Source organism: Natronobacterium texcoconense (assembly GCF_900104065.1).
GTDB lineage: Archaea > Halobacteriota > Halobacteria > Halobacteriales > Natrialbaceae > Natronobacterium > Natronobacterium texcoconense.
In genome coordinates this window covers 524,846-544,042 of sequence record NZ_FNLC01000002.1, presented here as the reverse complement: position 1 = coordinate 544,042, position 19,197 = coordinate 524,846, and the positions used below count along the sequence as shown (strand labels likewise).

General features: G+C 64.3%; 18 protein-coding genes. 8 read left to right on the top strand and 10 right to left on the bottom strand.

Annotation, left to right across the window (positions count from 1 at the left end; all coding sequences use genetic code 11):
* Positions 1-107: 107 nt before the first annotated feature.
* Entirely contained in the window at positions 108-1,472 is a 1,365-nt protein-coding gene (locus tag BLR35_RS10090; protein ID WP_090381218.1) for an aminotransferase family protein, read from the top strand.
* Between the two features lie 35 nt (positions 1,473-1,507).
* Here BLR35_RS10090 and thrC read toward each other — a convergent pair whose 3' ends face one another.
* On the bottom strand, positions 1,508-2,704 hold the full coding sequence (thrC, locus tag BLR35_RS10085) for a threonine synthase (protein WP_090381215.1): 1,197 nt from the start codon (positions 2,702-2,704) through the stop codon (positions 1,508-1,510).
* Positions 2,705-2,808: 104 nt separating this feature from the next.
* Between thrC and BLR35_RS10080 the strand changes: the two genes are divergently transcribed.
* Both BLR35_RS10080 and BLR35_RS10075 read left to right on the top strand, forming a co-directional pair.
* On the top strand, positions 2,809-3,234 hold the full coding sequence (locus BLR35_RS10080) for a universal stress protein (protein WP_090381212.1): 426 nt from the start codon (positions 2,809-2,811) through the stop codon (positions 3,232-3,234).
* 82 nt (positions 3,235-3,316) lie between these two features.
* Complete coding sequence (locus BLR35_RS10075; RefSeq protein ID WP_139169267.1) at positions 3,317-4,039, top strand: Ig-like domain-containing protein; 723 nt, start codon at positions 3,317-3,319, stop codon at positions 4,037-4,039.
* A gap of 36 nt (positions 4,040-4,075) precedes the next feature.
* Here the strand turns inward: BLR35_RS10075 and BLR35_RS10070 are convergent, their stop codons facing one another.
* From BLR35_RS10070 to BLR35_RS10050, 5 genes are all read right to left on the bottom strand, one after another.
* Positions 4,076-4,291, bottom strand: coding sequence for a hypothetical protein (locus BLR35_RS10070; protein WP_090381207.1), 216 nt, complete (start codon positions 4,289-4,291; stop codon positions 4,076-4,078).
* Between the two features lie 73 nt (positions 4,292-4,364).
* Positions 4,365-5,189, bottom strand: coding sequence for a fumarylacetoacetate hydrolase family protein (locus BLR35_RS10065; RefSeq protein ID WP_090381204.1), 825 nt, complete (start codon positions 5,187-5,189; stop codon positions 4,365-4,367).
* Positions 5,186-5,533 (bottom strand): cupin domain-containing protein, encoded by a 348-nt coding sequence (locus BLR35_RS10060; RefSeq protein WP_090381202.1) that lies wholly within the window; start codon positions 5,531-5,533, stop codon positions 5,186-5,188. Before BLR35_RS10060 ends, BLR35_RS10065 begins: the two co-directional genes overlap by 4 nt.
* Positions 5,530-6,318, bottom strand: coding sequence for an SDR family oxidoreductase (locus tag BLR35_RS10055; protein ID WP_090381199.1), 789 nt, complete (start codon positions 6,316-6,318; stop codon positions 5,530-5,532). Before BLR35_RS10055 ends, BLR35_RS10060 begins: the two co-directional genes overlap by 4 nt.
* Before the next feature lie 143 nt (positions 6,319-6,461).
* Complete coding sequence (locus tag BLR35_RS10050) at positions 6,462-7,769, bottom strand: aminotransferase family protein (RefSeq protein WP_090381195.1); 1,308 nt, start codon at positions 7,767-7,769, stop codon at positions 6,462-6,464.
* Positions 7,770-7,929: 160 nt separating this feature from the next.
* Between BLR35_RS10050 and BLR35_RS10045 the strand changes: the two genes are divergently transcribed.
* The 5 genes from BLR35_RS10045 (at position 7,930) to BLR35_RS10025 (ending at position 14,193) form a co-directional block, all read left to right on the top strand.
* Entirely contained in the window at positions 7,930-9,411 is a 1,482-nt protein-coding gene (locus BLR35_RS10045; RefSeq protein WP_090381193.1) for a CoA-acylating methylmalonate-semialdehyde dehydrogenase, read from the top strand.
* A 278-nt stretch (positions 9,412-9,689) separates the two neighbouring features.
* Positions 9,690-10,493, top strand: coding sequence for an IclR family transcriptional regulator (locus BLR35_RS10040; protein ID WP_090381191.1), 804 nt, complete (start codon positions 9,690-9,692; stop codon positions 10,491-10,493).
* Between the two features lie 136 nt (positions 10,494-10,629).
* On the top strand, positions 10,630-11,745 hold the full coding sequence (locus BLR35_RS10035; RefSeq protein WP_090381189.1) for a mandelate racemase/muconate lactonizing enzyme family protein: 1,116 nt from the start codon (positions 10,630-10,632) through the stop codon (positions 11,743-11,745).
* The gene (locus tag BLR35_RS10030) at positions 11,742-12,959 is read left to right on the top strand and encodes a mandelate racemase/muconate lactonizing enzyme family protein (protein WP_090381186.1); all 1,218 of its coding nucleotides are present in this window, start codon (positions 11,742-11,744) and stop codon (positions 12,957-12,959) included. Before BLR35_RS10035 ends, BLR35_RS10030 begins: the two co-directional genes overlap by 4 nt.
* Before the next feature lie 22 nt (positions 12,960-12,981).
* Positions 12,982-14,193, top strand: coding sequence for an MFS transporter (locus BLR35_RS10025; RefSeq protein ID WP_090381184.1), 1,212 nt, complete (start codon positions 12,982-12,984; stop codon positions 14,191-14,193).
* 48 nt (positions 14,194-14,241) lie between these two features.
* On the opposite strand, the gene BLR35_RS10020 is transcribed toward BLR35_RS10025, so the two are convergent.
* From BLR35_RS10020 to BLR35_RS10005, 4 genes are all read right to left on the bottom strand, one after another.
* Positions 14,242-16,395, bottom strand: coding sequence for a TRAP transporter permease (locus BLR35_RS10020; RefSeq protein ID WP_090381182.1), 2,154 nt, complete (start codon positions 16,393-16,395; stop codon positions 14,242-14,244).
* A 53-nt stretch (positions 16,396-16,448) separates the two neighbouring features.
* Positions 16,449-17,585, bottom strand: coding sequence for a TAXI family TRAP transporter solute-binding subunit (locus BLR35_RS10015; RefSeq protein WP_244510223.1), 1,137 nt, complete (start codon positions 17,583-17,585; stop codon positions 16,449-16,451).
* Between the two features lie 219 nt (positions 17,586-17,804).
* On the bottom strand, positions 17,805-18,986 hold the full coding sequence (locus tag BLR35_RS10010) for a CaiB/BaiF CoA transferase family protein (protein ID WP_090381179.1): 1,182 nt from the start codon (positions 18,984-18,986) through the stop codon (positions 17,805-17,807).
* A complete protein-coding gene (locus tag BLR35_RS10005) occupies positions 18,983-19,183 on the bottom strand; it encodes a hypothetical protein (protein WP_090381177.1) in 201 nt (66 codons plus the stop codon). The genes BLR35_RS10010 and BLR35_RS10005 overlap by 4 nt, the downstream gene beginning before the upstream one ends.
* Positions 19,184-19,197: the final 14 nt, after the last annotated feature.

The following is a 19,197-nucleotide window of genomic DNA, read 5'->3' as shown; positions in this document are numbered from 1 at the left end:
TTATTTGTGGGAAGTTGTAAATATATGACTACCGAGTCGTCCGCCGTCGAGCCGGGCGGCGAACGACGTCCGGAAAGATTAATTGGCCAGTCGTCGGTTCACCTGGCATGACTCTCGAGAACAACGTCTTCTACAAGTGGGGTGGCGGGCTCGAGCCCGACTTCCCCGAGATCGTCGAGGCGTACGACGAGTTCCTCGTGACGGCCGACGGTCGGGAGATCGTCGACGCCGCGGCGGGTGCAGCGGTCGTCAACCTCGGCCACTCCCTGCCTGGCCTCGAGGACGTCTTCTCCGACCAGCTAGCGGACGTCTCCTACCTGAGTCTCTCACACTTCTCGAACGAGACACCGGAGCGACTCGCGGAGACTCTCGCCGAACGAGCACCGGGTGACCTGAACGCCGTCTTCTTTACGAACTCGGGTAGCGAGGCGAACGAGTCGGCGTTCAAGCTCGCCAGGGCGTACCACCGCGAACGGGGGAATCCCCACAAGAGTACGATTATCGGCCGCTGGCAGTCCTACCACGGCGCGACGCTGGGTGCGCTGTCGGCCTCGGGTAACACGAGTCGCCGGACGACCTACGAGTCACAGCTGAAGGGGTGGCCCCACGTCTCGCCTGCCTACCCCTACCGCTGGGAGTACGAGGGGACGCCCGAGGAGCAGGCGATTGCCGCCGCCGGCGAACTCGAGCGGACCATCCGCCGTGAAGGACCCGAAACAGTCGCGGCGTTCGTCGCCGAACCGATATCGGGCTCGAGTATCCCCGCAGCACACCCCCATCCGGTCTACTACCAGGAGGTCCGACGGATCTGCGACGAGTACGACGTTCTCTTTATCGCCGACGAGATCATGACTGGCTTCGGTCGCACCGGCCCGATGTTTGCGACAGAACGATTCGACGTAGTGCCGGACGTCCTGACGGTCGGCAAGGGGCTCTCGAGCGGCTACACGCCCATCAGCGCGGCGCTAGTCCGCGAGGAGGTCGCCGCAGCGTTCGACGCCGACGACGGCGGCTCGTTCTCACACGGCCACACTTTCTCGGGCAACCCACTGTCGGCGGCGATCGCGAACCACGTCCTCGAGCGGTACACCGACGACGTACTGGCGACCGGCCGAGAACGCGGGGCACAACTCGAGGAAACGCTCGAACCACTGCGGGACCACCCGATGGTCGGGGAGATTCGACGCGCCGGCGCGATGATCGGCCTCGAGTTCGTCGCCGACCGAGAGACGAAAGAGCCGTTCGATCCCGACCTGAACGTCTACGAGCGAGTGTACGAGGAAGCGATGGACCGCGACGTCTACACCTACCCCGGATCGGGATCGGTCGACGGCGTCGCGGGCGACCACCTCATGCTCTCGCCGCCGCTGACGATCGGCGAGGAGACCGTCGAGACCGTCGGCGAGGTCGTCGTCGACGCCGTGAACGCGGTGGCCGACGACCTCGCGGCGATGGGCGAACTCGAGATGTAGTCGGCCGTCGTTAGATGGCGAAGTCGAGACGCCGTTCAGCCGTCGACTGCAGCGGCGAGTTCGTCCTCGAGATCTGCGAGATCGATCGTCCGCGCCCGAGAGTCGACGTCCACGTCGTATCGTTCCTTGTACCCCGAGCCCGTGAGGACCGTGACGACGTCGTCATCGGGTGCCAGTTTGCTGGACTCGGAGAGTTGCCGGACGCCGGCGAGCGCGACGGCGCTCGAGGGCTCGACTGAGAGGCCAGCGGTCGTCGCCAGCCGATCCATCGCTTCACGGGTCGCCTCGTCCGGGACGGAAACGACCGCCCCGCCGGTCTCGCGGGCCGCTCGCAGCGTCCGGGTGCCGCTCGGCGGATCGCTGTTCGCGATCGAGACGGCGATCGTCTCTCCCGGATCGATCGGCGTCACCTCGTCGCGACCCTCACGGTAGGCCGTCGCGATCGGATCGCACGGCCCCGCCTGGACGAAGTAGAGTCGCGGCGTCTCCTCGAGCAGGCCCGCATCCTCGAGTTCCCGGACCGCCTTCCAGATGCCGCTGGCGTGGCCGCCGCTACTGACTGGCAGGACGATCGCGTCCGGTACGTCGGGCTCGAACTCCTCGAGAATCTCGTAGCCGACCGTCTTCTGGCCGGCCACTCGCAACGGTGTATCGGAGTTGACGAAGGTGACGTCGAGATCGCTGCCGTGCTCGAGCGCGAGCGTGTCCGCGTACAGTTGCCCGTAGTCGCCCTCGACCCGGAAGATACGGGGGTCGTGGCGGGCGATCAACTCGAGTCGCTCCGGTGGGGTGTCGGCGGGGACGAAGACGGCCGCCTCGAGGCCCGCGCTCGCGGCGTAGGCGCTCGTGCTCAGTGCCATGTTGCCGTGCGAGACGGTACCGATCCAGTCGTAGCCAGTCGCCGCGGCGTAGCTGACGCCGACGGCGGTGCCCCGGTCCTTGAAACTGCCCGTGGGGTTCTGTCCCTCGGGCTTGAGTGAGAGTCGACAGCCGGCGTACTCCTCGAGTTCCTCGGCGCGGACGAGCGGCGTCGTTCCGGGCGTCGGACCGATCGGTTCGGAGACCGGAAGAACGTCGACGTACCGCCACATTCCGGCTGTCCAGTCCTCGTCGGGCCACTCGAACCCCGCTGTATCGACGTCGAACCACAGCGGCTCGCCACAGACACAGCGTTTCCGCTCGTCGACCTCGAACGTCTCCCCGCAGTCGTAACATCGTAGCCGTCGGTTCATTTACCGTGTGGTCTCGACGGAACGCTAAAACGCTTTGCTGGTTCGAACGCTCGAGTCGAGCGGCGGGACCGACGCTTAAGTTCGAGGTCGTGGTGGCGGCTAGCATGACTCGCGTGTTGCTCCCGGTCGGCTTCGACGAACAGCGAACTGAACGAGCGGCGGAGGTCGTCGCATCGCTACCCGGCGATCCCACGGACCTCGAGGTAATCGCCCTCGAGGTCGTCAAAGAGGTCGACGTGATCGACGAAGGCGGAGACTTTAGCTCCGAGGAACTGTACGAGGAGGGATCGTTCCCCGAGAACGCAGCGGCGGTTCTCGCTGAACTCGAGGAGACAGGGACGTCGGTGACGAAACGGCGGGCTCACGGTGATATCGCGGAGACGATCGTCGACACCGCCGCGGACCTCGACGTGGATTTCATCGTGGTGAGCGGCCGCGAGCGGAGTCCGACGGGCAAGGCGATCTTCGGCAGCGTGACCCAGTCGGTGTTGCTCTCGGCGGACTGTCCAGTGGTGACGGCGATCGACTGATCACGGAATCGAAGTTCCGACTCCGGTCGAAGCGCTTCGAACGGAGAGAAGAGATTTATCTGCCGACACAATGGGTGGTGATATGAACCGGCGACAGTATCTCACCGGAGCGGCCCCCGCGCTCCTGCTATCGACGGCAGGATGCTTGAGTAGTTCGCCGGATTCGAAGGAATACCCGAAGATCCCGGATCCACTCACGCGAGAGGCGGCCGTCGACTTTGTCGAGGAGTACGACACGGCCGCCTATCACAACGCCATCCTCGAGGGAAACAGTCCGACCTCCATCTCGGTACGGTGCTCTGCCCGTTTCGACCGCGAGGTGGACTCGAGTTTGTACGTCGTCTCTCGTTGCTCCGGGAGTACCGAAACCGAGGGGCTGCTTCGACCGGCCACAGCTTCCGAATACGCCAGCGTTCCCCGAACGTACCGGGTCACGGACGAACGATTCCAGCGCGTCGACGTCGAAACTACTAGGGGCGACGGGGAGTATCCCGTCCGGGTTTTCAACTTCGACGACGGCGAACACGAGGTCGCGCTTACCGTTACGCCAGCCACGAAATCGAGTGACGAGAAAGTGCTCGACGACGCCTATACGCTCTCGAGCGAAACGGGCTTCACCCAGTTGCTCGACGTCTCCAGCGGGACGACGTACGAACTCGCCGTCGTCCTGAACGACCAGCAGTCGACCTCGTTCGAGTGGACCGTCCACGACGACCCGAGAGGTGTCGGGGTTTACGTCACCCCGGACGGCGGACTCGATATCGCGACGTTTTCGGACGACAACGACGGTAGTCGGTCGGGCTGAGCGATATCTCGGTTCCCGTACCGATTCCGGAGCCCCTCAGGTGAAATACAGCACGTACACCATGATCCCGATCCCGTAGAGGATACTCCCGACGACGGCGACGACGAGACCGACGGTCGTGTCGAACTGGAGCAAGTAGAGGATAACGAGGGTAAACCCCGCGTACAGGAACGCGATATAGACGCCGAATCGAAACCAGTCTCGCTGTCCCGACACCTCGAGTCCGGTTCGGCCGTCGTCGTCCGCTGCCATCTCGTCTCGAGCGTTCGTGGCCCAGATAGTTCAGTGTACGCACCGACCGAAGAACGGGGCTTCGGCGGCGACCTCAGCGAACCACAGGTGCCTCGACCGCCCCGACTCGCTCGACCTCGGCACGGACGTGGTCGCCGGGTTCGATCGGTTCCGCGCCGGGCGTACCTGTGCTGAACAGGTCGCCGGGCTCGAGTGCCATCACGCGGGAGTGGAAGGCGACGATCTCTCGCGGCGGAAACAGCATGTTCCGGACTTCGTTTTCGGCCGCGACGTCGTCGTTCACGATCGTCTTGACCGACAGTTCCTCGAGATCCAGCGGCGCTTCGGGAACGGCGATAGCCGACCCGACGACGAGGAACGTGTCGAAGCTCTTCGCTCGCGTCAGGAATCGCGGATTCCGCTGGAGGATGTCCTCCGCGGTCATGTCGATCACCGGCAGGTAGCCGGCGACGACGTCGTCGACGGTCGACTCGTCCTCGAGGTCGCGACACGCGCGGCCGATCACGACCGCGAGTTCGGCCTCGGCCGTGACGCCGTCGCTCTGCTCGGCCGGCGGCAGCCGGATCGGACCGCCGGGACCCATCACGGCCGTCGAGGGCTTCATGAAGCTCGCTGGCTCCTCCGGACGGTCCTCGCCGAGGTCGCCGGCGTGGTCCTCGTAGTTCAGACCGATACCCCAGAGTTTGCCGAACCGTTCGAGCGGCGGGCCGAACCGGACGTGGTCGGGCTCGAGACGGTCGGCCGGCACGTCCTCGAGGTCCGGTAGCGTTCCGGCCGCGGCTCGCGAGAGGACGTCCTCGACGGCGTTCGCGTCGGGAACGGCCGCGGAGAGCGGGACGTACCCTTCGTCGTCGCCCAGCAGCGGTCGGCCGTCGGCGGTGCGTGCGAGGTACTTCATTCTCGGTCGGTCCAGAAGTCGAAGGAGCGGCCGGGCGCGAACACGTCGAGCCCGACGGCGAGTTCGTCGCCGGTGTTCTCGACCTTGTGGGGTTCGTCCGACTCGAGCAGTACCGAATCGTACTTCTCGAGGGTGACGGCGTCGCCGTCCTCGGTGGTGACTGTGAGTTCGCCCTCGAGACAGAGACACACCTGCTCGTTCTCGTGGGAGTGCATCGGGGAACTGTGGCCCGGCGGCTTCTCGAACCACTCGAAGCTGAACTGGTCGCTGCCGGCGAGCGCGCGGCGTTGCCACCCCTCGTCGGGTTCGTAGGTCTCCGCGTCGTCGAACTCGACGGGTTTCATAGGTTCGCCCCCGTGGAGCCGCCGTCGATCAGGACGCTCTCGCCGTTGATGAACCCCGACGCGGGCGACGAGAGGAACGCGACGGTGTTACCCAGTTCCATCGGATCGCCGACGCGCTCGAGCGGGTTACCCGCCCAGTCGTCGAGTCCCTCTTCGTAGGAGTCGTAATCACCGCGCTCGACCGCCTGTTCGACGAGGTTCTCGATGCGAGCCGTCTCGTGGGGTCCGGGCAGGACGGCGTTCGTCCGAACGTCGGGCGCGAACTCCTTCGAGAGCGTCTTCTCGAGGCCGATGACGCTCATCCGGACGGAGTTCGAGAGTACGAGGCTGTCGATGGCTTCCTTGACGCTGCGAGAGGTGATGTTGACGATCGTCCCGTGATCACTCTCTTTCAGGTAGGGTTCGGCCTCGCGTGCCAGCCGGACGACACTCATCACGAGCAGGTCGTAGGCCTCGTACCAGTCCTCGTCGTCGGTCTCGAGGAACGGGCCCGATGGCGGCCCGCCTGCGCTGGTGACGAGGTGGTCGAGTCCGCCGAACTCGTCGACGGTCGTCTCGACCAGCCGTTCGACGTCGTCCTCGTCCGTCAGGTCGCCCTGCTGGGTGACGACCTTGCCCGTCGCGACGTCTTCTATCTCCGCTTTCGCGTCCTCGAGTCGATCCTCGTCGCGACCGTTGACGACGACGTTGACCCCCTCGCGCGCGAGTGCTTTCGCGGATGCCTTGCCGAGACCGCTCGATGACGCCGTTACCAGCGCCGCGTTGCCGTCGATCTGTAGATCCATATTCGTCCGTAATCCCCGACGAGAAGGGCAAAAAAGTTGACGTTGCGGTAACTCGCGAACTCTCGGACTGGCTGCCGTAAATCAAGCGTCGCTGTCGCGCCAGTAAATCAAACGTCGTGGCCCCGACGCGGACCGTTCGAACGCTATTCGAACGCGTCGTCGATCGCCTCGCTCACCGCGTCGACGGCCGTCACGATCTCGTCCTCGCCGGCGAGCAACGGCGGCGAGAGCACGATCTGCGTCGTGGGCCGGCCGCTGCCGACCAGCACGCCGCGGTCGGCAGCCCCGGCGATGACGTCGTTGACGGGGTTGTGTCCGTCCTCGGTCCACGGATCGAGGAACGGTTCGTCCGTCTCGGGATCTGCGAACTCGACGCCCCAGTGGAACCCGCGCCCCCGGACGGTGCCGACGACGTCGTGCTCTTCCTCGAGCGTCGCCAGCGCTGCCTCGAACGTCGCCTCGTGTTCCCGGACGTTCTCGATGAGTCCGTCGCGGTACTCCTCTATCGCGGCGGTGGCGGCGGCACAGGCCACCGGATGCCCGCCGAAGGTCTGGCCGAGCGGGAACCCGTCCTCGCGGAGGTCCGTCGTGATCTCCGGCTTGGCGATGACCCCGGCAAGCGGCGCGTAGCCGCTCGTTACTGCCTTCGCGAAGGTGATCATGTCCGGTTCGACTCCTTCGGTGTCGATGCCAAACCAGTCGCCACAGCGACCGAACCCGGCGATGACCTCGTCCGCGACGAGCAGGATGTCGTACTCGTCACAGAGTTCGCGCACTCGCTGGAAGTAGCCCGGCGGTACGGTGTAAGCGCCGCTGGTCCCAGCAATCGGCTCCATGACGATGGCCGCGATGCTGTCCGGTCCCTCGTTTCGGATGACGTACTCGAGGTGGTTGGCCGCCTTCTCCGCGAGTTCCTCGGGTGAGTCGGCGTCGAACGGCGAGCGATACGACAGCGGCGGCAAGAACTTCGTCACGCCGGTGGTCGCGGCGTGGGACTCGACGGCGTTGCGCGTCTCGGGGTCACCGGTCAGCGCGCCCGCGGCGTACGTCGAGCCGTGGTAGGACTGCCAGCGTGTGAGAATTTTCGACGCGCCCGTGTACTCGCGGGCGAACTGCATCGCCAGTTCGTTGGCCTCGCTGCCGGACACCGAGAAGACGACGTCCGAGAGCGACCCGGGCGCGATCGATCGCAGTTCCTCGGCGAGTTCCGCTCGAGCCGGGGTACGTTTCGACGGCGAGACGTACTGGACTCGCTCTAACTGTTCGGTCATCGCGTCGACGATCCGCTGGTTGCCGTGGCCGGCGTTGACGCAATATAGCTGTGAGAGGAAGTCCAGGTACTGGGTGCCCTCGTCGTCGGTCACGTGGACGCCGTCGCCGTCCGTGATCGACACCGGTGGTCGATCCGGATCGTACCAGTGTGGGATAGTCGCGTCGTCGGAGGCCTGCATGGGTACGAGTAACACGCAACGGCCAGGCCAATAACAGTTTGTGAGAACGGCATTGTTCACCCCTCCAGCCCTCGCTGCACGGTTTCACTGAACCGACGAAATCGAAGACGACAGCCGACCGTTCCAAACTCTTATTTCATGGTTCGATGTACCATACCGCATGATACAGCTCGAGGCGCTCTCCGAGGCCGACGAGGTACGGAACTACGTCGACGGGGAGTGGCGGCGACCGTCGGGAACGGACGAACGGGACGTCGTCGATCCGGCGACCGGCGACCGACTCGCGACCGTGCCCTTTAGCTCGCCAGCGGACGTCGACCGGGTCGTCGAGAAGGGGGACGAAGCCTTCGCCGATTGGTCGACTCGCCCCGTCGAGGAACGGATTCAACCGCTGTTCGAACTCAAGGGACTGCTCGAGGACCACCAGGAGGAACTGGCCGAGATCCTCGTCCGAGACCACGGGAAGACGCTCGCGGAGGCTCGTGGCGAACTCCGGCGGGGGATCGAGAACGTCGAGGTCGCCTGCGGAATTCCCTCGATGATGCAGGGCGGGACGCTGCTGAACGCCGCGCCTGGGATCGACGAGAGCGCGGTCCGCAAGCCGCTGGGCGTGTTCGCCGCGATCACGCCGTTCAACTTCCCGGGGATGATTCCCCTGTGGTTCCTGCCGTACGCCGTCGCGACCGGCAACAGCTTCGTCCTGAAGCCCAGCGAGCAGGATCCGCTCGTCCCCCAGCGACTGTTCGAACTGATCGACGAAGCCGGCTTCCCCGACGGCGTCGTCCAGCTGGTCAACGGCGGGCCCGAGACGGTCAACACCTTACTCGCACACGACGACGTCGCGGGCGTCTCGTTCGTCGGGAGCACGCCCGTCGCGAAACACGTCTACGAGACCGCGGCCGCCCACGGCAAACGCGTCCAGGCCCAGGGCGGCGCGAAGAACCACGTCGTCGTCACGGAGACAGCCGACCTCGAGTTCGCGGCCGAGAAGACGGTCGGGTCGTCGTTCGCCTGTGCCGGCGAGCGCTGTCTCGCGAACGACGTCGTCCTCGTCGAGCGGTCCGTGTACGACGAGTTTACCGACCTCGTCGTCGAGGAAGCGCGAGCGCAGACTGTCGGCTACGGCCTCGAGGAGGAGACCGATATCGGGGCGCTCGTGACGCCCGACCACGAGCAACGGGTCCGCGAGTACGTCGACAGCGGCATCGAAGAGGGTGCAGAACTCCTGCTCGACGGGAGTGAGGTCTCCCCAGACGGGTACGAGGATGGTAACTTCCTCGGCCCGACCGTCTTCGGCGACGTGACGCCCGAAATGCAGATTGCACGCGAGGAAATTTTCGGACCTGTCGTCGCGCTCGCAGCCGTCGACGGCGTCGGCGACGCGATAGAGCGGGTCAACGACAGCGAGTACGGGAACGCGGCCAGCCTGTTCACCGGCCGGGGTGCGGACGCTCGCACGTTCCGCCACCGGGCTGAGGTCGGCAATCTCGCCGTCAACGCCGGCACCGCCGCGCCGATGCCGTTCTTCCACTTCGGCGGCCGGAAAGCCTCGTTCTTCGGTGACCTCCACGCCCAGGGCGAGGACATGATCCACTTCTACACCGACGAGACGGTCTACATCGAACGCTGGCCGGACGCCTGAATTCCGCTCTCCGGAATGTTCTCCTTCTCGTCGTTCGGCCTGCTCGAGTCGGCGTGCCGGCGATGTCGGAACCACCGACCGGTTTGCTTCCGATTTACACACGTACACCCGTAATAACGAACGATATCGGACGGGTTACCTCCCGCTAATCCTCCGGACAGCGGAATCGGAGACGAAGCGACCGAACCGACCGGAGGATCGACGACGACGGACCGACCGGCGACCGGTCGATTTCACAGCGCGGAATTACTTAACCCGATCGTGGTGGTACTGGGCGTATGGACGGGAACAACGGGCGCGAAGGGGCCGGGCTCAGGGGAACCCGAACGAGCTTCGAGGTGCTTCACGCGCTGCAGGAACTCGGCCCCTCGCGACTCTCCGAGATCGCCGACCACCTCGAGATGGCCGAGAGCACGACGTATCGCCACCTGCAGACGCTCGCCGAACTGCGGTACGTCTCCCGCGATGGCGAGCGCTACCAGCTCGGACTGCGATTCCTCCGGCTGGGCCAGAGCGCCCGGACGAGAGACCCTGCCTACGAAATGAGCCGACGACAGGTCCGGACGCTGGCCGAGGAAACCGAGGAGCGATCGCAGTTCGTCGTCGAGGATCACGGCCTCGGCATCTACGTCCACGTCGAGACCGGCAGCAAGGGCGTCAGTGCCGGCTTCGGCGTCGGTCGACAGATCCACCTCCACTGCTCGTCGGCAGGGAAGGCAATCCTCTCGACGTACTCGAGAGAGCGCGTCGACCAGATCCTCGATCGGTGGGGGCTGCCGGCGCTGACCGAGCAGACGATTACCGACCGCGACCGGTTCTACGAGGAACTCGAGGGGGTCCGCGACCGTGGCGTCGCGTTCAATCGCGAGGAACACGTCGACGGACTCAACGGCGTCGCGGTGCCGGTCGAACGGGGCGACGACCTCCTCGGCGCGCTCGTCGTCGCGGGGCCTTCCCACCGGCTGACCGGCGAGCGGTTCCGGGAGACCATCCCCGACCTGTTGCTCGCGGCGGCGAACGAACTCGAGTTACACGCCACCTACTCCGAACCCGAGCGAGCGGACGATCACGTCGTGGAGTGATCGGTCCTCCTGTCGGCCGGAACGCGGTCGTTTCCGAATCGGTTCTCTCGGTAGTGACCCCTTTCCGCGCTCGCCGACGGCGCGAGCCGGCCGACCGCGGTGTATCCTTTTTTACCGTCCTCGTGGTGGGAAGCGTGTGGAGATCACAGCAATAGAGAGCGTCCCGATACGGATTCCGCTCGAGGAACCGGTTTCGTTCGCGACCCGGACGCTGACCTATCGGGACCACGCGATCACCTACGTTCGAACAGACGAGGGACTCGAGGGCGTCGGCTACTCGCTGGGCTACGAGGGGGCTGAGCTGATCGCCGAGGCCGTCGAGTCGCTGCTCGCACCGATGCTCGAGGGCGAGGATCCGCGGGACACCGAACGCCTGTGGCGCGAGATGTACGACGGAACCGTCCAGATCGGTCGCTCGGGCCTGCTCCTGCGTGCGATCTCGACGGTCGACATCGCGCTGTGGGATCTGAAGGCGAAAGCGGCCGACCAGCCGCTGTACAAGCTACTCGGCGGTCACGCCGACGAAGTGCCGTCCTACGCGAGCGGCGGCTACTACCGCGAGGAGAAGGGCCACGAGGGGTTGCGCGAGGAGATGCGTCGATACGTCGACGAGGGCCACGACGTCGTCAAGATGAAGGTCGGTCGTCGGTCGACTCCCGAAGAAGTGGACCGCGTCGCGGCCGTCCGCGACGAAATCGGCGACGATCGAACCCTCCTGCTCGACGCCAACGGCGCCTGGTCGACTGCAACCGAGGCGATCAGGGCCTGTCGCGCATTCGAGCCCTACGACCCCTACTTCATCGAGGAACCGGTGATGATCGACAGCGTCGAGGCGATGACCGAACTCAACCGGACGATTCCGTACCCGGTGGCGACAGGCGAACTCGAGGGGCCACGGTACGACTTCGAGCGCCTGTACAGCGACGGCGCGGCGGACATCCTCCAGCCCGACGTGACGGTCTGTGGCGGTATCACGGAGTGGCTGAAGATCGCCCACTATGCGGCCGCGCTCGACGTGCCGATCGCACCCCACTACAACTGGAACCTCCACGCGTCGCTGGTCGGTGCGATCGAGAACGCGCTGTGGGTCGAGTACTTCTACCGGGACATGGACGTGAAAGTGTTCGACGACGTCGTCGAGGAACCGCTCGTACCCGACGAGGACGGACAGATCGAACTCCCGGAACGGCCGGGACACGGCGTCGAACTGGACGAGGCTGCGGTCGAGCAGTTCGCAATACCAGAGCAATGAAAGACTTCTCCAATCAGATCACGAACCGCGCCGACGACCGCGAGGTCGAGATTACCGATATCCGGACCTGTGTCGTCGACGGCAACTTCGAGTGGAACCTAATCCAGATCGAGACCGACGCCGGCGTCACCGGTATCGGCGAGGCCTACCGCGGCGGCGGTGTCCCCGAACTCGTCGAGTACACCGAGCGGTTCCTGCTCGGCGAGAACCCGCTGGACGTCCAGCGGCTCTACCGACGAATAATCCAGGAGATGTCCGGCCACGGCGGGACGACCGGCAAGGTCGTGACTGCCGCCTCGGGCATCGAAATCGCGCTGTGGGATATCGCCGGGAAGGTCCTCGAGGTACCCGTCTACCAGCTACTGGGCGGCAAGTTCCGCGACGAGGTACGAATCTACTGCGACTGTCACGCTGGCGAGGCCTACGCCGTCGACGACGGCTACACCGAGTACGCCGACGCCGAGGCGTACTCGCCGGAATCGTACGCCCGCGAGGCACGCCGCGTCGTCGACATGGGCTTTACCGCGCTGAAGTTCGACCTCGACCTCGAGATGGACAACGAACCCGATCCGTTCAACGGGCGGCTGACGAACGACGCCGTCTCCGACAAACGCGAGATCGTCGAGGCCGTCCGCGAGGAGATCGGCGACGACGTCGACCTCGCGTTCGACTGTCACTGGGACTACACCGTCGAGAGCGCGAAACGACTCGCCCACGAACTCGAGCCCTACGATCTCATGTGGCTCGAGGACCTGGTTCCACCGGAGAATATGGGCGCGCAGAAAGAAGTCACGAAGGCGACGAAAACACCCGTCGCGACCGGCGAGAACCGATTTCGCGTCCACGAGTTCTCCGAGTTACTCTACGACCACGGCGTCGACGTCGTCACGCCCGATCCGACCACCGTCGGCGGTCTCGGCGAGACGATGCGGATCGCCGATCGCGCCGAGGAGAATTACATCCCGCTCTCGCCACACAACGTCTGTAGCCCAATCGGAACGATGGCCTGCGTCCACCTCGGCGCTGTGATCCCGAACTTCGACGTTCTCGAGTATCACGCACTCGAGGTCGACTGGTGGGACGACCTGATAGAGCGCGAGGAGCCGCTGATCCAGGACGGCTACATCGAGGTGCCCGAAGAGCCGGGACTCGGCGTCGAACTCGACGAAGACGTCGCCGAAGAGCATCGACTCGAGGGAACGGAGGGATTCTGATCGTCGAACACCGATTCGAGTGATGGGTGACGGCGATCCGCCCTCGAGTGACAGCCTCGAGAGCGACGGTACCGGGAACGTGCGCAGCGAGAATCGGACTCGCGTCCTCGCGGCGGTGTCGGGCGGGTTCGGAACGATCGCTGTCGGACTGCTCGTCATGGCACCGCTGTTGCCGGCTATCATCGCCGACCTGGAAATTTCGCCGTTTCAGGCGGGGCTCGGACTGTCGGTCATGTGGGGGCTGAACGCGCTCGGGCAGTACCCCGGTGGACGGGTGTCGGACGTGACCGGTCGCAAGACGGTTCTCGTGTTCGGACTAGCTGGGTTCGTCGCCGGATTCGCCATCGTGACGGCGTCGACCACGTTCGTGGGCTACCTGATCGGCGTCGGCGTCCTGGGGCTATGTTCCGGGACGTATCCGGCGACCGGTTACACGTTACTGTCGGAGCTGTACGGGGAACGGCAGGGGAGAGCGTTCGGTATCTACACTGCGTTCTGGGACATCGGCGGTGGACTGTCGGCGGGGCTGGCGGCCGCAGCCCTCGCGACCGGCGAGTGGCGACTGGCCTTTCCACCGGTCATCGTCCTCGCCGTCGCTACGTCTTTCCTGATTCACACCTGGAACGACGAACCGTACGCCCTGTCACGAGTGGGTTTCGACGTCCGGGAGACCCTGGAGCGGGTCGTCTTCGGCCGCGAAAGCCAGCGGCTGATTCTTGCGTTCTGTCTGTTCTTTCTCACCTGGCAGGGTGCTGTCAGCTTTCTTCCGACGTTCCTCCAGTCCGAAAAGGGACTGTCCGCGGGACTGGCAGCGACTGCGTTCGCGTCGCTCTTTCTCGTCGGGATAGTGATGAAACCGATCTCGGGGAACCTCGGCGACCGGTTCGGACGACTTCGGACTGCAGTCTGTGCGCTCACGATCGGTGCAGCGGGGCTGGTGGCGCTCGGTTTCGCCCAATCGACGTGGACTCTGCTCGGGGCCGTCGTGCTCTTCGCGATCGGACTCATGTCCGTGACGCCGCCCCTGCTCGCACACGTGATGTCCACGTTACCTGATTCGAGCGCAGGCGCCGACGTCGGGAGCTTCAGGACGATTTACATGGGAATCGGGAGCCTCGGCCCAGCCTACGTCGGGTTCATCGCGGAGCTGAGTACGTACGGCGTCGCCTTCGGCGGACTGATCGTCTCGCTGCTCGCAAGTGCCACGCTCGTCGTCTCGGCTCGTCGCTTCTGACGTCTCGCGTACGAAATCACAGGTGAGACGAGAGCGCGAAAAGAGAGTTTACCGCTCGATTGCCGCCGGAACGGGCAGTTCGTAGCCGTTGGCCACGTAGCGGACGCTGACGAAGGTGGCAACGAACAGGGCGATCCCTGCTGCCTGCAGCATCCAGCCGGGGTAGACCATCACGAACGCGCCGAGCCAGAACAGCCCGAAGCGAAGCGGCAGCCCGAATCGCCGTCGCAACTCGAACGGGTAGTTGAGTGCGAAGATGATCGTGATCGAACCGCCCATGACGAGCGCGCCGGTAAACAGCGACTGGGCGTCGATCACGGTGGAGACGATCTCGGGGTGGTAAATAAAGGAGATCGGCAACACGAAAAGCGGTGCGGCGATCGTGATCGCCTTCCCACAGGATCGCCAGAAGTTCGAGCCGGCGATTCCCGAAGCGACCACGACCGCGATCGCCACCGGCGGCGTCACGCCTGCCATCACCGCGGCGTAGAAGACCATGAAGTGGGCCGCCAGTTCGGGCACCTCGAAGACGTTGATGAACGTCGGGGCGACCAGCGTCGAGACGATGACGTAGGCCGCCACCGTCGGCATCCCGACGCCCATGATGATACAGACGCCCATCCCGAACAGCACCGCGATCAGCAGGATACCGCCCGACAGTTGCATCAGCATGATCGCGATCCTCGAGGGGACGCCGGTGGTCATCAGTAGGTCGACGACGCCGTTGACTGCGGCGAGGATGATCGCGATCGGTGCGAGGATGATCGCCCCGCGACGGAACCCGTGGATCGTGTTCGAGACTTCCTCGAGGAACGTCTCAACCGGTTTGAAGCGACGGATCGTTCGAGCAGTCCCCAGGACCGTGTGGATTGGACGGACGTGACCGACCTTCCGGACGGCTGGACGAACGCGGCCGCGGGACCACCACTCTCGAGACCAGACGCCATTGACGTCGTCGACGTACGCCGACTCGCTGGCACCGGTTTGAATGTTGTATCCCGACTGCAACACGGGGGTCGCGATCCCGAGAGTTACCATCGTGACAATGGTGTAAAGTGCTGCGGTCATAACCGTATACTGGAAGTACCCGAGCGTAATGAGCAAGACGGCAAAGGGGACGCCGAATCGGATCCCCTGTACGAGTTTGTCCGAGCGCGTCATCTCGTACTCGAAGTAGTCCTCGAAGTCCATATCCTGTCCCCCGATCTCGTTGATCGAGGTGTAGTGGACGGCGACGAGGATGCTAAACACGAGGATTGCGGCGGGGATGAGCCCTGCGATGATGATGTTCCAGTACGGGATTCCAAGCATCGAGGCCATCACGAACGCCGACGCACCCATGACAGGTGGGAGGACCTGCCCGGAGGTCGAGGCGGTTCCCTCGATTCCCGCGGCAGTTCGTCCAGAGAGGCCGGCATCCATCATCGTCGGGATGGTGAAGGAACCGGTCATACCGGCGTTTGCGGCGTAGCTACCGTTGATCGATCCGATAATTGCGCTTGCAATGACGGCGGTCTGGGCGACGCCGGATTCGATGTACTTGGCGCTGACGATCGCGATTCGCAAGATGAGGTCAAAGGCCCCGAACGCGAACAGTAAGCCGGCATACAGCAGGAAGGGGGCGATCCAGGCAGCTGTAAGCTGTGTGAGCGAGCCGTAGAACCCGGCGAGGTCGGTGATCAGCATCTGCAACATGTGGATCGTATCCAGACCGCTGTGGCCGAACAGACCCGGCACGTAGTAACCGTACATCGCGTACAGCATCGCGCCACCGATGAGCGCGAGGAAGACGTTTCCGTACGAGCGCCAGGTCAAATAGAGGATCACCGTGATGACGAGCCAGGCGAGCCGGTACTCGTGGTCCGGTGCCCACCCCTGGCGTCGGATGTAGAAGGCCTCGTAGTCGGTATAGATGTAAATGGTCGCTGTTACCATCACTGCCCCACAGGCAACGAGGATCAGCAGATCGAGGTAGTCTTGCTCCGCGACTGCTTCTTTCACCTCTGAAATGATGTACACTACCAGGATGCCACCGAGGAACAACACGCCGTACTGGGTTCGGCCAATGTTCTGGGTCCACGCCCACCAGAGAACGATCGCCCACAGAATGAGCGCACTGAGGGTTATGGCGTTGTCGAGCGCTTTCACTGCCAGCGTATCTGTTCCCGACGGCGTTTCGGGACTTGCGGTTTCGGTACTCATTGGTGTGTGGTATCGTGCTTCAAATATAAATTGGCGAGGCTGGAAGACGCTAATTAGTCAAAGTACTCGCCGACCTCATCTCGGTCGCCGACGACCCAGTCGTCGTCCCAGACGCCCTCGTCCTGGTAGAACTCGGCGGCGCCGGGGTGGAACGGGTAATCGTCCAGTGCGCCCTGCAGGAGATCCTCTGCGTTCTCGGGCGTGAACCGTTCCTCGGCGTTGCGGATGGTATCGCCGTGTTCGGCACCGACGCGACACAGCTCGTAGATCGCCTCGTCGGGCGTCTCGGGATGGGTCGCAACTGTAACGTTGAGGTCCCACGCGGCGATCTCGTCGGTGTCGATGTCCTGATCCCAGGCAAACTCCTCCCCGGGATTGTCGTCGTAGATCGAGAGCCCGGCGCCCGGGAACTGCTCGATCGCTTCGATCAGTGCGTCCGTGTGTTCGACGTAGTGGACGTCGACGCGAGCGTCGTACTCGACGACCCACCCGGTGTTGCCGATACCCGGCGTCCCGTAAGCGATGGCAGCGTCGATCCGCTCTTCTTCCATCGCACCCGGCGCGTCGGCGACGTCCATGTCGACGATGTCCATTTCGTCGTAGACGTCCGCGATCGGGTCCTGCTCGAACACGTCCAGCGTCGTCGCGCGCGTCGAGTACCCCGGCTCGGCAGGATAGACGCTTGCACCCGCGAGGTCGTCGAACGTCTCGATGCCGGTCCCGTCGCGAGCCATCATGTAGATGCTGTACGGGAACGCCAACATCCCCTGCCAGGGAAGCTGATCGACCGGGTCCTCCTCGAACATGTCCAGCCCCTCCTGGGCCTTGTTCATCGTGTTGGTGTCGATGAACGCCGCGTCGAAGGCGTCCTCGTTCATCCGGTACGTCGATCCGACGTAGCCCGGGCTCTCGACCGTCGAATAACTCAGGGTATCGCTCTCCTCCGCAACACCCTGTTCTACCGCGAGGCCGACGTCCATCGTCCCACCGGCCGACGTCCCGACGTCGATGTGATGTTCCCGGTCCTCGTCCGGTTCACCGTTCGCGTCGGCCTCGTCGCCGTCCTCGTCCAGCGGATCTTCCTCGTCCGGATCGACGTCTTCGTCCCCGATGCACCCTGCAACTCCCACCGTACCTGTGACGGCCGTTACTTTCAGAAACGTCCGCCTGTTCGAACTGCGGTCTGGCATGGTAACACTAACCGATTGTGTGACTATAGCATTTATAATCTTCTAAGGATTTAGCACAATTCCGGAAATAATGGATGTTCTTCCAAGAGATAGATTCGAGAATGTATGTTTGTCGTATAATTCACGAGATCCGAATTGGCGTCGAGTGAACCTCGCGAAGTCCCGGAGATCCCATCATGAACCGGCTTCGCTCGCTCGAGATATCCGACCGACCACCCGTTACGACCGGTCGTCGCCGACGAACCGATCCATCTCTGCGTCGGGAACGACCGCAGAAAGGACTGCTTCGGTGTGTTCTCCGAGCTGTGGCGGTCCGTGTCCGGACCGCGTCGTCGCTTCCGAAAACTGGATCGGACAGAGCGGATACGGGAACTCGACGCCGCCGACCTCGAGGTCGTCGAGCACCCCGCTCTCGCACAGGTGATCGTCCTCGAACAGTTCGCGCGTATTCCGGACCGGCGCGCCCGGAAGTTCGTGTTCACGAAACAGGGAGAACCACTTCTCGCTCGAGCGCTCGCGAAACAGCGCCTCGAGTTCCGAACGTAACTGCTCGCGGTTCTCGACGCGGTCGTCGTTCGTCGCGAACCGGTCGTCCTCGAGGAGGTCGGGTCGGTCGATGGCGGCACAGAACGACTCCCAGACGTTGTCGCTCGCGATAGCGACCGCGAACCAGCCGTCGGCCGTCTCGAACGCACGGTACGGTGCGAGCGTGGGGTGGGCCGTCCCGAGTCGCGGATAGGGTTCGTCGGTGACGAACGTCCGTCCGGCCCGTTCCGTGAGCCACGAAACCAGTCCCTCGAACATCGGTACCTCGACGTACTCGCCGCCACCGCCGTACAGCGACGTGACGATGCCGACGACCGCGTACATCCCAGCACAGACGTCGCCGACGGGAATTCCCGGACGAACGGGCGGGCCGTCCTCTTGGCCGGTGATACTCATACTCCCGCCGAGCGCCTGGACGACCATGTCGAACGCCGGCAGATCGCGGTACGGTCCCTCGAGAAAGCCCGAGATCGAACAGTAGACGATCTCGGGGTTGATCGCGCTGATCTCCTCGTAGCCGAGCCCCCACTTCTCCATCGTCCCGGGACGGTAGTTCTCGACCAGGACGTCGGCCGTCTCTGCGAGCGATTCGAACGCTGCCGCGCCCGCCTCGCTCGAGAGGTCGAGTTCCACGCTGCGTTTGCCGCGGTTCAGCGACGCGAAGTACGCGGTGATCCCGGAATCGCCGACCGTGGGGCCGGTCGTTCGCGTGATATCGCCGTAGCCGGCCCGTTCGATCTTGACGACCTCGGCACCGAGGTCGGCGAGCAACTGCGTCGCGAAGGGGCCGGCGAGCATCTGCGTACAGTCCAGTACCCGTACCCCCTCGAGCGGTGACGCCGTCGATCGGGTCACGCTATGTAGACCCAGTGGATCCAGTGGGCAAGCGCCGCCAGCAGCGCGATCGCGATCACGACCTCGATCGCTCGTACGAGGTAGGGCGTGTAGCTTCGAACCCTGGCGTCGGCCTGGTCGTACGCCTCGTAGAGCCGGGAGGAGTAAGCGACCAGCCGATCGGCTACCGATCGGTCCGGCGCGTTCTCGGATGCCATGGAATGACTTCACA